The sequence below is a fragment of the Pseudobutyrivibrio ruminis CF1b genome, assembly GCF_000424005.1.
Taxonomy (GTDB): Bacteria; Bacillota; Clostridia; order Lachnospirales; family Lachnospiraceae; genus Pseudobutyrivibrio; species Pseudobutyrivibrio ruminis_C.
The window spans coordinates 155802-168932 of record NZ_AUJB01000013.1; the positions used below are offsets into that span (position 1 = coordinate 155802).

General features: G+C 39.2%; 14 protein-coding genes. 11 read left to right on the forward strand and 3 right to left on the reverse strand.

The annotated features are described in order from the left end of the window. Positions 1–19 precede the first annotated feature (19 nt). The 8 genes from G592_RS0112425 (at position 20) to G592_RS0112460 (ending at position 6488) form a co-directional block, all read left to right on the forward strand. Positions 20–838 carry an N-acetylmuramoyl-L-alanine amidase family protein gene (locus G592_RS0112425; RefSeq protein ID WP_028248099.1) on the forward strand — a complete coding sequence of 273 codons (819 nt, stop codon included), beginning with the start codon at positions 20–22 and terminating at the stop codon, positions 836–838. Between the two features lie 152 nt (positions 839–990). Beyond that, positions 991–2973, forward strand: coding sequence for a methyl-accepting chemotaxis protein (locus G592_RS0112430; RefSeq protein ID WP_036952878.1), 1983 nt, complete (start codon positions 991–993; stop codon positions 2971–2973). A 75-nt stretch (positions 2974–3048) separates the two neighbouring features. After that, positions 3049–3633: an ATP-binding cassette domain-containing protein gene (locus tag G592_RS0112435; protein ID WP_028248101.1), complete on the forward strand. Its 585-nt coding sequence runs from the start codon at positions 3049–3051 to the stop codon at positions 3631–3633. Positions 3634–3652: 19 nt separating this feature from the next. Further along, positions 3653–4324: a methyltransferase family protein gene (locus tag G592_RS0112440; protein ID WP_028248102.1), complete on the forward strand. Its 672-nt coding sequence runs from the start codon at positions 3653–3655 to the stop codon at positions 4322–4324. A gap of 24 nt (positions 4325–4348) precedes the next feature. Further along, positions 4349–4801 carry a GAF domain-containing protein gene (locus G592_RS0112445; RefSeq protein WP_028248103.1) on the forward strand — a complete coding sequence of 151 codons (453 nt, stop codon included), beginning with the start codon at positions 4349–4351 and terminating at the stop codon, positions 4799–4801. Between the two features lie 20 nt (positions 4802–4821). Beyond that, entirely contained in the window at positions 4822–5508 is a 687-nt protein-coding gene (locus G592_RS0112450) for a DNA alkylation repair protein (RefSeq protein ID WP_028248104.1), read from the forward strand. A 188-nt stretch (positions 5509–5696) separates the two neighbouring features. Next, on the forward strand, positions 5697–5999 hold the full coding sequence (locus G592_RS0112455; protein WP_028248105.1) for a hypothetical protein: 303 nt from the start codon (positions 5697–5699) through the stop codon (positions 5997–5999). A 21-nt stretch (positions 6000–6020) separates the two neighbouring features. After that, the gene (locus tag G592_RS0112460; RefSeq protein WP_028248106.1) at positions 6021–6488 is read left to right on the forward strand and encodes a methylglyoxal synthase; all 468 of its coding nucleotides are present in this window, start codon (positions 6021–6023) and stop codon (positions 6486–6488) included. Positions 6489–6527: 39 nt separating this feature from the next. On the opposite strand, the gene G592_RS0112465 is transcribed toward G592_RS0112460, so the two are convergent. Then, on the reverse strand, positions 6528–7088 hold the full coding sequence (locus tag G592_RS0112465; protein WP_036952881.1) for a biotin transporter BioY: 561 nt from the start codon (positions 7086–7088) through the stop codon (positions 6528–6530). 153 nt (positions 7089–7241) lie between these two features. Here G592_RS0112465 and bioB point away from each other — a divergent pair, with 153 nt between their 5' ends. Further along, complete coding sequence (bioB, locus tag G592_RS0112470; protein ID WP_028248108.1) at positions 7242–8219, forward strand: biotin synthase BioB; 978 nt, start codon at positions 7242–7244, stop codon at positions 8217–8219. A gap of 143 nt (positions 8220–8362) precedes the next feature. Further along, positions 8363–9670, forward strand: a complete 1308-nt coding sequence (locus G592_RS0112475) for a S41 family peptidase (protein ID WP_155942205.1) — start codon at positions 8363–8365, stop codon at positions 9668–9670. Here G592_RS0112475 and G592_RS16535 read toward each other — a convergent pair. Together G592_RS16535 and G592_RS0112485 are read right to left on the reverse strand one after the other, a co-directional pair. Continuing rightward, on the reverse strand, positions 9660–10685 hold the full coding sequence (locus tag G592_RS16535) for a PAS domain-containing protein (RefSeq protein ID WP_051194914.1): 1026 nt from the start codon (positions 10683–10685) through the stop codon (positions 9660–9662). The two genes, G592_RS0112475 and G592_RS16535, sit on opposite strands and share 11 nt — an antisense overlap. Next, positions 10669–11349, reverse strand: coding sequence for a Crp/Fnr family transcriptional regulator (locus tag G592_RS0112485; protein WP_028248110.1), 681 nt, complete (start codon positions 11347–11349; stop codon positions 10669–10671). Before G592_RS0112485 ends, G592_RS16535 begins: the two co-directional genes overlap by 17 nt. Positions 11350–11480: 131 nt before the next feature. On the opposite strand from G592_RS0112485, the gene hcp reads away from it, so the two are divergent. Continuing rightward, complete coding sequence (gene hcp / locus G592_RS0112490) at positions 11481–13121, forward strand: hydroxylamine reductase (protein WP_028248111.1); 1641 nt, start codon at positions 11481–11483, stop codon at positions 13119–13121. Positions 13122–13131 lie beyond the last annotated feature (10 nt).

Sequence of the window (13131 nt, forward strand, 5' to 3'; positions counted from 1 at the left end):
TTTTTGCGGGGCACAATTTATGAAGAGAAAAACAAAGCGCATCATTTGCATAGCACTTATATATACATTGTTTTGTCTTGTGGCAGTGCTTTTGAAGGGAATAGTTGATATCCGTTCAGAGGCGGAGCCAATTGAGAATCTTGAGGAAGAGAGTAGTGTACAGGAAGCGGAATTAGTTACTGAGCCTGTGATTGAAGTTATCACTCCAGGTTCAGGTCATGTGGTTTGTATTGATGCTGGTCATCAGCAGCGTGCAGATATGAAGAAGGAGCCTATTGGTCCAGAGGCCACCAAGAAAAAGCCGAGGGTTGATGGCGGAACTACAGGAAAATATACAGGTGTCACAGAATATCAGTTGAATCTTGATATTGCACTTAAGGTTCAAAAAGAACTGGAGAATCGTGGATATACAGTTGTTATGACCCGTACCACTAATGATGTCAATATCAGCAACAGCGAGCGTTCCATCATAGCAAATGAGGCTAAGGCAGAAGCCTTTGTTAGGATTCATGCGGATGGCTCTGACGACAGTAAGGTTCATGGGGCGTCTGCGGTTTGTCAAACCAAAGATAATCCATACAATGGTAACCTATATGAGAGCAGCAGAAAGCTTTCAGACTGTGTTTTAGATGGGTTGGTTACTTCTGCCGGATGTAAAAAGCGTCAGGTTATAGAGGTGGATTCCATGTCTGGAATCAATTGGAGTCAGGTACCTACCACTATTATAGAGGTGGGGTATTTGTCTAACAAAGATGAGGAAGCGAAGCTTGTTACAGATGACTATCAGCAACTTATAGCTAAGGGTATTGCTGATGGCCTGGACAATTATTTTAACTAGATTTGGTTTTTCATAATCTTATTTTATTATCTACATAGAAAATACACTATTAAAGTTGCAAAACATGGTAAAATCCCAGTAAGCATGCGATTCTTTAATTCTAGGGAGAGTTTGTAACTATCGGTAGTGTATTTTTTTTTGTGGAGGTTTATATGCAAAATAAAGGTATTCTTTCTAGTGTTAAAACCAAATTGATTATCACAATGGTTGTTCTTGCTGCAGTGCCGCTTCTTACTGCCACAACTATTAATTATGTCAGAACAACCACAAAGGCGAAGGCTGAGGCTAAAATAACACTTGCCTGGTCTGCATGGTTCCTCGAAAGCGAGATAAATAAAATATTCGCTGAGACGGAATTATCTATGAAATCTCTGGCATCATCCCCAGGAACAATTGAATATGTTAAGTCTGGTAAAAACGGTGCTCAGTTAAAACACCAGATGGATATAATTAATGCCTATTTCAATGATGGAAATGCCATTACACTTTCTGATGCAACGGGAAAGATGATTTTTAGAAGTGATGGAGGAGAACTGTCAGATATTTCTCAGAGAGATTACTGGAAGAATGCTATGAAGGGAAATACCGCCACATCTACAGTAATGACCAGTTCATCAACAGGAAAGAGATCGGTTTGTATTGCTGTTCCTGTTTATGATGTGAGTGGCAGTGTTGTTATTGGCGTTTTACATAGAAGTTTTGATTTATCTAAATTCAGAGATATTTTGGGTGAAGATGGTGAAGAGGCGTTTTTGGTTGATTTTGAGGGAACTCTGGCATCCCATGCTTTCTATGACATAGCAGTAGATGATGAGCCTGTTAGTTTTGCATCATCTCCATATATAACCTCAGATCTTGAAAGTGATACTTACATTAGTAATGCCAGTGGTACACCTACCTATGTTTCGTATGTAAGAGAGCCAATTACTGGATATATTATTTGTGATGCACTAGCCATTTCTGCAGTTACTGCTGAAGCCAGAACCGCAGCTATGACAAATATTATTTTTGGAGTAATTCTGCTTGCAATAGCAGCTGTGTTGGCATACCTGCAGGCACTTAGCTTCACTACACCAATTCTTGCAGTAAATGGAGCATTGGCAAAGCTTGCTGATGGTGTCTTTGAGAAAATTGATAAATACACAAACCGTACAGACGAATTTGGTGAGATTGTTAACAACACAAACAGCTTGATAGATAAGCTTTCTACCATTGTTGGACACATTAAGAATTCTTCACATACGGTTGCAAATTCTTCTGATGAGCTTTCAACTATGGCAGATCAGATTGCCAAAACTACAGAGACAGTTGCAAATTCTGTACAGCATATTGCAAGCGGTGCTGTGCAGCAGTCCGAGGATATTCAGTCAGCGGCAGAAGGAACCAATAAGATTACTGATGCAGTAGGAAGTGTACAGGATTCTACTGTGGAGATGACAGAGCTGGCCAAGAGAATGAAGGAGGCATCAGAGGCATCTACAGCATCCCTTGATGTTCTTCAAAATACAAGTGGTGAGATGACCACAAAGATTGATGAGATTTCCACAAGGATTTCATCTACACAGAATGCAGTTTCAAATATCAACGAGCGAGTTGAGGGAATTGCAGGCATTGCATCCCAGACAAATCTTCTTTCTCTTAATGCTTCTATTGAGGCAGCCAGAGCTGGTGAGATGGGTAAGGGATTCGCAGTAGTTGCTGAGGAAATCAGAAAGCTTGCTGATGATTCTGACAGCCTTGCTTCTGAAATCAGAGCGGAGATGGATGCTTTGCTTCAGGAAGCTGAGCAGGCAGTTAATGCAGCCACTCAGGTTATGGAAGGAAATGCTGAGCAGCAGAAAGCTCTGTCTAAGACCTTCGAATCTGTTCAGGGAATGCTTCAGGATATTGAGGATACTGTACGAAGTGTAGCTAGAATATCAGATGAGGCACAAACTTGCGTAGATTCAAATTCAGTAGTAGCAAATGCGATGACATCATTGTCAGCTATTTCTGAAGAAAATGCAGCTTCTTCAGAAACTACAGGTGCTTCTGTTGAAGAGCTTTCAGCTACAGTAAGTACACTTGCTGATTCAGCCGCAAACCTCAAAGATATTGCAGAACAGCTTAATGAAGAAATGAAGTTCTTCAAATAACGCATAAACGAATTGAAAAGAAATGTGTCATTGGGTACAATCTAACCTGATGACACATTTTTTATTGGGGGAATTATGACAATAATACTTGAAAACATCTGCAAATCCTACGGGGAAGCGCAGGTCTTAGATAATTACAATCTCACAGTAGAGTGGGGCCGTGCCTACTGCCTTACAGGTCCAGCAGATTGCGGCAAATCTACAATCCTAAAAATATTCATGGGCCTGGAAAAACCAGACAGTGGCCAGATTCACAGAATGGGAGATTACAAATATCCTACACTTCAAAGTGCTTATGTATCACAGGCAGATGCAAATCTGGTAATGAAAAAGAATGCCATCTGGAATGTTAAGAAGGTTCACAGATGGGCAAGCAAAGGCAGAGCCATTGAAGAACTTTCAAAATTTATTACAGCAGAAAGACAGACTATCCCGGTGAGTGAGCTGACACCTGTGGAACGCAGATTTGTAGAGATTGTCAGAGCACTTTTTGTTCCTGCAGATTTCATTGTATTGGATGAACCATTTGAGGGAATGAATGAGGAAGAGCGTGAAAAGGCTAAGGCATACATCTTAGAGATTCGTGGTACACGTCCACTTCTTATGGCTACTAGAAACACTGAGGGTGTGGATTTTGCCAAGGTTATTAACTTAGGATAATTTCATAAGGGGGTTGAGTATGGAAAAGAAACTTATTGTTCAGGCACTTGTAAAGGTTGTTTGCGGCATTGTTTTGTTGGGCTTGTTGCTATTTGTACCTGCAGGCACATTGAATTACAGGCAGGGATGGTTTTTTATGGCAATCCTTTTTATACCGATGATCGTAGCAGGCTTTGTCATGATGTTTAAGTGCCCAGAGCTTTTGAAAAAGCGCCTAAATGTAAAAGAAGAACAGTCGGAACAAAGAACAGTAATCATGCTCAGTGGACTTATGTTTATTGCTGCATTTTCAGTGGCAGGTTTGAATTTTAGATTTGGCTGGTTGATTCTGCCAGACTGGGTTACATATCTTTTTACAGTAGTATTTTTGATAGCCTACTTATTGTATGCAGAGGTGCTTAGAGAGAATGAGTATTTATCCCGCACTGTGGAGGTGCAGGAAAATCAGAAGGTGGTGGACACTGGCCTTTATGGAGTAGTGCGCCATCCAATGTACATGACCACATTGTTACTTTTCCTTTCTATGCCGTTGGTACTTGGCTCTTTATTTTCATTTGTAATTATGCTTGTGTACATTCCAATTATCAGCAAGAGAATTCACAATGAAGAGCAGGTGTTGGCAGAGGGCCTGGCAGGCTATAGGGAGTATATGGAAAAGGTGAAATATCGGGTAATACCATTTATTTGGTAAATATATATTTATGAGGAGATTTAAATGACAGATTACAAATTACTTACAGAACAGATGAAGGCACTTGCAGAGGATGAGAAATGGTTCGTTCCAGTGATGTCCAATGCATCAGCTATTCTTTACGACAATATGGAAGACCTTAACTGGGCAGGTTTTTACATTATGAGAGATGGCGCTCTTGTACTTGGTCCATTTCAGGGAAAGGTTGCCTGCATCAATATCCCAGTTGGTAAGGGTGTTTGCGGCACAGCAGTAGCAAAGGATGAAACACAGCTTGTTGAGGATGTTCACCAGTTCCCAGGTCACATTGCCTGCGACAGTGCATCAAACTCAGAAATCGTAGTTCCTATTCACAAGGATGGTAAGGTCGTAGCAGTGCTCGACATCGACAGCCCTAAGCTTGCAAGATTTAATCAGGATGACAAGGCTGGCTTAGAGGAATTTGTAAAGGCAATCGAGGAAGTAATTTATTTCTAGCTGATAAATCGGGGGGCATTATGATTACAGAAGAAATCAAGGCAGAGCTTTTTAAGCTTCAAGATACAGCGTACAGAGATTTTCAGTCAAAGCTCATTCCTACAGTGGGAGTGGAGTATTTTATCGGGGTCAGGACTCCAGAACTGCGCAAGCTGGCAAAGACTTTTGCCAAGCGCCCAGATGTAGATGAGTTCTTGCAGCAGCTGCCCCACGATTATTTTGACGAGAATCAGCTCCACGCATTTATCCTATCTGAGATGAAGGATTATGAGAAATGTGTGGAAAAGCTTCAGAAATTCCTGCCGTATGTGAATAACTGGGCTACCTGTGATCAAATGTCTCCAAAGATTTTTAAAAAGCATAAGTCTGAGCTTCTTCCAATAATTGACCAGTGGATTGCATCAGGGGAGACATACACTATTCGCTTTGGAATTGGCATGCTGATGGAGCACTTTTTGGATGAGGATTTTGATTTAGCTTATCCTGAGAAGGTGGCGGCAGTGCGCTCAGAAGAATATTATGTAAATATGATGATTGCATGGTATTTTGCCACAGCCCTTGCCAAGCAGTACGATTTCATCCTTCCTTTTATTGAGAATAAGAAGCTTGACACCTGGTGTCACAACAAGGCCATCCAAAAATCAGTTGAAAGCTACAGAATCACTCCAGAGCAGAAGGAGTACTTGAAGAGTTTGAAGATTAAGTAATTTATTTGATAATTCTCATGGAAAAATAGCTGAGAAAAATGACAGGAAGATGTTGCCAAATTTTGGAAGTTCTTGCCAAACGCGGTGAATTAAGTTGACGCTTTCGATTAATCATGATAGATTACCCCGGTCGCAAAAAGTTATATTATGTAACGGAATGGTAATGTGGTTTTAGAAAGGTTATTCGAATGTTATCTAAGAAGTCTTTTGAGGAAGTTATTGAGGCAATGAATGATGCTGAGAAAGAGGCATTGTATAGAGCACTTTTAAAATATAAGGCTAAAAAGGACGTTTATAATTTACTTCAGAATAGATTACCTGCTATGATAGAAGGAGCAGAGGAGGAATTGTTATTATCTTTCTGCGAGAAAATTGCTGATATTTATGCATACAGCAATCATGGCGAGGAAGACCCAAGCTATTGGATTAGTCTTGAGGATTTAATTCGTTGTCACTGTGATGAGCTCTTCGCAGCTTGTAACGCAGCATAATTTAACATACGGAGGGGTTATATGGAGGAGAAGATTACACTTACTATTGGGAGACAAAAAAATATCGCTTTAATCGCTCATGATGGAAAAAAGGCTACACTGATTCAGTGGTGTGAGGACAATAAAGATATTTTAAAGAATCATTTTCTTTGTGGTACAGGTACCACAGCAAGAATGGTTTCTGATAAGACGGGCCTTACTGTAAAAGGTTACAATTCAGGTCCACTTGGTGGCGACCAGCAGATTGGAGCAAAGGTTGTAGAGGGAAGAATTGATTTGATTATTTTCTTCTCAGATCCTCTTTCAGCACAGCCTCATGATCCAGATGTAAAGGCACTTACCAGAATCGCACAGGTTTATGATATTCCTATTGCGGTAAACAAGGCATCTGCTGATTTCATGATTAGATCGTCATTTATGGATGAGCCATATGATCATGATGTAATTAATTGGCAGAAGAACATCTCAGAAAGAGCAAATACATTATAAAAAATTACCCTGCAAGATTTAGGTCCTGCAGGGTTTTGTTTACTCTATTATTCTTTTGAAGGCTGGAATAATTTGAGCCACTACAACAGCTTTTAACAAATCTAATGGAATGAATGGGACAAATCCTGTGAGGAAAGCTGTCTTTAAATCATAGCTCATAGTAGCTTTTAGATAAAACATTCCAACAAAATCTATTATCAAAACTCCGATGATGGCACATACTGTGTACCAGAAGCGGTTATATCTTTTGCCACGAATCAGTGGAAGAATCACAAGTACAATAGGGAAAGCCCAAGTGTAGGCTCCGTAAGGTGCAATTAAATATCCGATGCCACTGCCGCCACCGATAAATACTGGCAGCCCCACAACTCCAAGAAGGAACCATACAAGCCCGATTAAGAATGATTCTGTCACTGGAAATAAAAGTGCAATTAAGAATACCACAAAGTTCATCATTGTAATCTTTGGTGCCATAGGTAGTGGAGTTGGAATGCTAAGGTATGCTGATATGCAGAGAATAGCTGCGAATAAGCTGCATAAAACCAGACGTTTTGTAGGCAGTAGCTGCTTTGTGTTTGTATTAATGCTTGTGTTATCCATAATTTAGTCCCCCTAAGTAGTTTATTGAAATAACAATAATGATAATAATTGAGTGACTGTTAATTGTCAACCTGTAATTAGATAATAGTTGACAATTATTTTTTTATAATTATCATTTACATAGATTGAGTTCTTGTGAAGGGAGACTAACTAATGGATATTAAAGAATTGACACAAAGAATTATTGAAGGGGGAAGTATCACAAGGGAAGAGGCGCTTGAACTTGTGGAGGCTCCATTGGAGGAGCTATGCAGCGGTGCAGATGAATTGAGAAGACACTTTAATGGTGATGTATTTGATATGTGCGCCATAATGAGCGTAAAGGGTGGTAGATGTTCAGAAAATTGTAAATTCTGCGCTCAGTCCAGTTGTTCAAAAGCTGATATTGATACCTTTGAAGTACGAGATGCAGAATATGTTGCAGCTGATGCAAAGGCTCATTCAGGAAAGGGGATTGCTCATTATTGTCAGGTATCTTCAGGCAGAAGATTGAACAAATCAGAGGTGGCACAGATATGTGAAAACGTAAAAAGAATTGTTGCAGAAACTGATATGGCACCTTGTATTTCATTAGGGCTGATTGATAAAGAAGATTTGCTGGCTTTAAAGGCAGCCGGTGTTCAGCGTGTTCACAACAATATTGAGACCAGCCCAGAATATTTCAAGAAAGTTTGTAGTACGCATACAACTGATGAAAAAATTGAATATATGAAGCTGGTACATGAAGTAGGACTTGAATTATGTAGTGGTGGCATATTTGGAATAGGCGAGACATGGTCAGATAGAATTGATATGGCATTTGCTCTTGTAGAGATTCAGCCTGATTCTGTACCTATCAACATTCTAAAGCCTATAAAGGGCACACCTATGGAGGACAGGGATCGACTAAGTAAAGATGAGGTTCGTCGCATCATTGCTATCTTTAAATATATTCTTCCTAAAGCTTCCATCAGGTTTGCAGCAGGAAGAGATTACCTGGATGATACTGGTATAGCATGTTTCAAGGGCGGCAGTAATGCGACAATTACTGGAAACATGCTTACTGTGAAGGGGATATCTATCGAGGAGGATTTGCAAACAATTGAGGGACTGGGATACAGTTTGTATCGCAAAGAACCGAAGATATGCTGATAGTAGGTAACCTTGCGATAATAGAAACTGGAGTGGAGCTATAATTCAAATAGATTTATCGTCAAATTTAAAAATTCGTTGATTAAAAGAACTCTATTAGCTATAATCCCATTAACTGAAGGAAATAAGTGGGATTAAGTATTATGAAGAAAAAAACTATTTTAAAAAGATTGCTTAAGTTGATAATCGTAATAGTGATACTAGTGCTGGTAGTATTTTTAGGCTATCAACTTTTCATCAATCCATATCGTGGAACTGCAGAGAATTTTATTGCTTCATTGCCAGTGGAATCTGAACTTACTGAAAAGCAGGTGCTTGAAGATATTGATTACACCATCGGAAAGCTTAGAGAAAGGCATCCTGCATGGCTTGAGGATGATAACAAGAATGTTGCCGCTGTGGAAGATGCATATAAAACCGAGAGACAGCAAGTCATTGATGATGGTGTGGATACCTACACCGTTATTGATGAGTGGAGAATTATAGGCAGAATCATGCATCAGCTCTATGATGGACATTCTAGAATTTCTTACATGGATGACGATGCATATTATATTGAGGATTTCACCCAGTTAAAGGAGCTTGGACTGCCAGCGGAAATAAATGGTATCCCAACAGAGAAGATTGTAGATGATTATTTAGAAATCTTTCAGTACGAACGTGAAGAGTATGCCAGAGCATGCGTTGATTATTTTATAGAAAACGAATCATGTCTTGAATGGGTAGGTGTGGACACCTCTGATGGAGTACGATTTACCTACGATACAGAAGAAGGAAAAAAGGATTATCACTATTCATTTGTGCCATATGAACAGGTGAAAGGTGCTGAAGAAGATGATGATGATGAGTGGGTCAGCTATAAAATAGATGAGAGTTCTAATACTGCTGTTTTTACCTTGGAAGAATGTAACTACAATGATTATTATGAGAGCACTCTAGAGGGCTTCTTTAATCAGGTTAATGAGAAGGAAATTGGAAATATAATTGTTGATTTACGTGGTAACGGGGGTGGTAATTCCTATGTAGCAGATGCATTTTTACAGTATCTAGATATAGATGGTTATGACGGCTGGAGTAGTGATGTGAGATACGGGGATTTTCTCATCCATAATGAACCTTACCATGTAGATATTCAGAAAAAGGAAAATGCCTTTTCGGGAAATATATATGTGCTCACAGACGTTTATACCTATAGTGCTGCCATGGATTTTACAATGCTGATTTCGGACAATCATCTAGGAACTGTTATTGGTGAGGCATCTGGAAATCTTCCAGATGCCTACGGAGATATTCTGAGATTTTCTTTGCCAAATTCTAAGCTGGGCCTGACAATCTCTTATAAAAATTGGCATAGAATAGATCAAAGCAAAAAAGGAGAGCCAATTGAGCCAGACTACATCTGTGACCCAAAGGAGGCTCTCAGTAAAGCAAAACAATTGATTAGTGACTAAAATGTTTCTCGGCAAATCCCATAGGTTGGACACATTCCAGAGTGCCCACATAATTGTGTTTTTTGTCGCGAACAGCCATATATTTTATTAATACAGGCTGGTTATCACGGCTGCTCCAGATATCAATGCAGTCTCTATTGCCAGCCTTGAAATCAGCAATTATAGAACGAACCATAGGTTCAAACTTAGGAGGATGACAGGTATAAACCTCTCTATCAAGAGCTGTAAGAGGTCGCTTGAAAAGTTTCATGTCATCGCCATCATTAAAGTATCTATTTACATCATTTTCATCAACAAATGTAAGCTCAATTGGAATGGTGTTAAGCATAGCATCTAATTGATATGGAGTAAGCTGACCTGATGGGAGATCAATCATGTCTCCAGTCTGAGACAAATCCTTAACGTTTTTCTTTGGGGTAGCTTTCTCCCATAATGGACGCTTTCCAATAAGACAAGGCTTATAATCATCAAAATCTCTGGCGATATCAGCCCATTCTTCCTCTGAAAAGTTCTTTGCACAAAGAGGGAAGATGATGTTCTCCTCTTTATAGAGCATGTCTTCGGCTTTTGTGACAACTACATCAAGTCTTTCGTTCCAAGTACTGTCTTCTATAAGTGAAGGGAAATCCTTTGCACTGTTAGACAGTGCTTTCATTTCATCACGAATTTCATCGTCCACAGTCCACATAATATCAGTGGGACCTACAAAATGATATTTAAGCTTGAGAAGAGGATAGAGTAAATCTCCTTTTTCAGCATAGTGGATAGATAATTCTCTAGCCTTGTCCAAAGCTGTAATTAGATTCTCACGGCTTTCCATAGCAGCTCTAAGTTCCTTAAGAGCTATTGAAATAGCTTCATTTTCAAGTGCAAATATGTTAAGTGGATGATTCTCTATTTGCTTGAGAGCAAGATACTGTTCATCAGCTCCATCCTGTCTCTTCAAGGGCACAGCATTCACCTTTGAACCTATTCCCATTCCTACATTTTCAGCTTTATCAATTCTTTTTTCCATGATTTCCTTCCTTTACGATAAATGTATCCTTATCAAAATCTATAATTCCATCATCCCTCATTTTTGAGAGCTCTCGTATCATCGCGCTACGATTTACAGATAAATATTCTGCAAGAGCCACTCTTGAAAGAGGAGAGTTAACATATTTAGAATTCTGCTCCTGTGACAGCTGTGAAATATAAGCTAAAAGCTTTTCACGGATGCTTCCCTTTGATAGAACTTCTATCTTATTAAGGAACTTTTGATTTTTTGTTCCCAATAGGTGAAACAGATTTGTAGCAATCTGAGCATGAAAACCGCAGGCATTAGGGCATGAGTGAATTATGTTAGAGGCTGCAAGGAATAAGACTTTTGTATTTTCTGCAGCTTTAAATATCACCGATGAAGAAACTTCTTTTTGAACAGCAAAGCTTTCTCCAAACAATTCGCCAGGCCCAAAGAAGGTAAATAGAGTGTTATTACCCCAAATATCGTTCTTTATCATATGGACACTTCCATATAGAACGATACCTACATAAGGAATATGGTCTGTTTCCATATATATGGTCTGTCCCTTTTTGAACTCTTTTTTGAAAGATCTGATGCAGACTAACAGTTTGTCCAAATCAGCTCCTTTAATATTTTCAAAAAGCTCAACATCGTTATAACTAATTTCATTATTCATAGCGTTCACCTGCCTATCCATATACTACCTAAATAATACGATGGGAAGAGTTGCATTTGCAACTATTTGCGATTGAATTATGGTTTAAAGTGCTGTCCATGAACGAAAACAAGTTTCAAAGGAGTCAAACAATGGAAAATAAAATGTTTTGTTATCAATGTCAGGAAACAGCTGGATGTAGCGGTTGTACTATGTCTGGAGTTTGTGGAAAGAAGCCAGAGGTTGCTAATCTTCAGGATTTATTAGTGTATGTTACTAAGGGACTTTCTGCTGTAACAACTGCACTTCGCAATGATGGCAAGGAAGTATCAGAAAATATCAATCACCTTGTATCAGTAAATCTTTTTACTACTATTACAAACGCAAATTTTGATTATTATGCGATTTCAGAAAAAATCAGAGAGACTATTTTTGTTAAGGAGCAGTTGTTAGGTGAGCTTAGCGAGGATGTAAAAGCTAATCTTCCAGAGGCTGCGCTTTGGACAGGCACAGAAGATGAATTTGATGCAAAGGCTAAGACTGTAGGTATTCTTTCTACAGAAAATGAGGATATTCGTTCACTTAGAGAGCTTATTACTTATGGTCTCAAGGGACTTGCAGCTTATTCAAAGCATGCGAATGCACTTCTTAGAGATAATGAAGAGGTTGATGCATTTTTGCAGAAGGCCCTTGCAGATACACTTGATGATAGTCTTTCAGTAGATGATTTGGTTGCGCTTACTTTAGAAGCTGGCAAATACGGTGTGGCAGGAATGGCACTTCTTGATGAAGCAAACACAGCTGCCTATGGAAATCCAGAAATCACACAGGTAAATATTGGAGTAAGAAATAATCCAGGTATTCTTATTTCAGGTCACGATCTTAGGGATTTGGAGATGCTTTTAGAGCAGACGAAGGGAACGGGAGTAGATGTTTATACTCACTCAGAGATGCTTCCTGCTCATTATTATCCATTTTTCAAGAAGTACGATAATTTTGCAGGCAATTATGGTAATGCATGGTGGAAGCAGAAGGAAGAATTTGCAAGCTTCAACGGTCCAATTCTTATGACAACAAACTGTATCGTGCCACCTGCTGATTCTTATAAGGACAGAATGTTTACAACTGGAGCATGTGGATATCCAGGTTGTAAGCATATTGACAGTGAGTATGGCCAGACTAAGGATTTCTCAGAAATTATTGAAATGGCTAAAAAGTGTGATGCTCCAACTGAAATTGAGACAGGTACCATTACAGGTGGATTCGCACATGAGCAGGTATTTGCTCTTGCTGATACAGTGGTTGATGCTGTAAAGAGTGGTGCTATTAAGAAGTTTGTAGTTATGGCAGGCTGCGATGGACGTTCGAAGAGCAGAAGCTACTATTCAGAATTTGCGCAGGCGCTTCCAAAGGATACGGTAATTCTTACAGCAGGTTGTGCTAAGTACAAGTATAACAAGCTTGACTTAGGAGATATAGGAGGAATTCCAAGAGTACTAGATGCAGGTCAGTGTAATGATTCTTATTCACTTGCACTTATTGCTCTTAAACTTAAGGAAGTATTCGAGCTTGATGATGTAAATGATCTTCCAATTGTTTACAACATTTCTTGGTATGAGCAAAAGGCAGTAATTGTCCTTTTAGCACTTCTTTACCTTGGCGTAAAGAATATTCACCTTGGACCAACACTTCCAGCCTTTCTTTCACCAAATGTTGCCAATGTTTTGGTTGAGAACTTTGGCATTGCTGGAATTACAACTGTAGAAGATGACATCAAGACTTTAATTGGCTAGGAGGATAGAA

Bases quoted from the DNA above. Each gene is read 5' to 3' on its own strand.
- bioB (WP_028248108.1), top strand. From the start codon at position 7,242: ATGGATATTAAAGAATTGACACAAAGAATTATTGAAGGGGGAAGTATC.
- G592_RS0112425 (WP_028248099.1), top strand. From the start codon at position 20: ATGAAGAGAAAAACAAAGCGCATCATTTGCATAGCACTTATATATACA.
- G592_RS0112465 (WP_036952881.1), bottom strand. From the start codon at position 7,088: ATGGATAACACAAGCATTAATACAAACACAAAGCAGCTACTGCCTACA.
- G592_RS0112430 (WP_036952878.1), top strand. From the start codon at position 991: ATGCAAAATAAAGGTATTCTTTCTAGTGTTAAAACCAAATTGATTATC.
- G592_RS0112455 (WP_028248105.1), top strand. From the start codon at position 5,697: ATGTTATCTAAGAAGTCTTTTGAGGAAGTTATTGAGGCAATGAATGAT.
- G592_RS0112460 (WP_028248106.1), top strand. From the start codon at position 6,021: ATGGAGGAGAAGATTACACTTACTATTGGGAGACAAAAAAATATCGCT.
- G592_RS0112445 (WP_028248103.1), top strand. From the start codon at position 4,349: ATGACAGATTACAAATTACTTACAGAACAGATGAAGGCACTTGCAGAG.
- G592_RS0112440 (WP_028248102.1), top strand. From the start codon at position 3,653: ATGGAAAAGAAACTTATTGTTCAGGCACTTGTAAAGGTTGTTTGCGGC.
- G592_RS0112475 (WP_155942205.1), top strand. From the start codon at position 8,363: ATGAAGAAAAAAACTATTTTAAAAAGATTGCTTAAGTTGATAATCGTA.
- G592_RS0112435 (WP_028248101.1), top strand. From the start codon at position 3,049: ATGACAATAATACTTGAAAACATCTGCAAATCCTACGGGGAAGCGCAG.
- G592_RS0112450 (WP_028248104.1), top strand. From the start codon at position 4,822: ATGATTACAGAAGAAATCAAGGCAGAGCTTTTTAAGCTTCAAGATACA.
- G592_RS0112485 (WP_028248110.1), bottom strand. From the start codon at position 11,349: ATGAATAATGAAATTAGTTATAACGATGTTGAGCTTTTTGAAAATATT.
- hcp (WP_028248111.1), top strand. From the start codon at position 11,481: ATGGAAAATAAAATGTTTTGTTATCAATGTCAGGAAACAGCTGGATGT.
- G592_RS16535 (WP_051194914.1), bottom strand. From the start codon at position 10,685: ATGGAAAAAAGAATTGATAAAGCTGAAAATGTAGGAATGGGAATAGGT.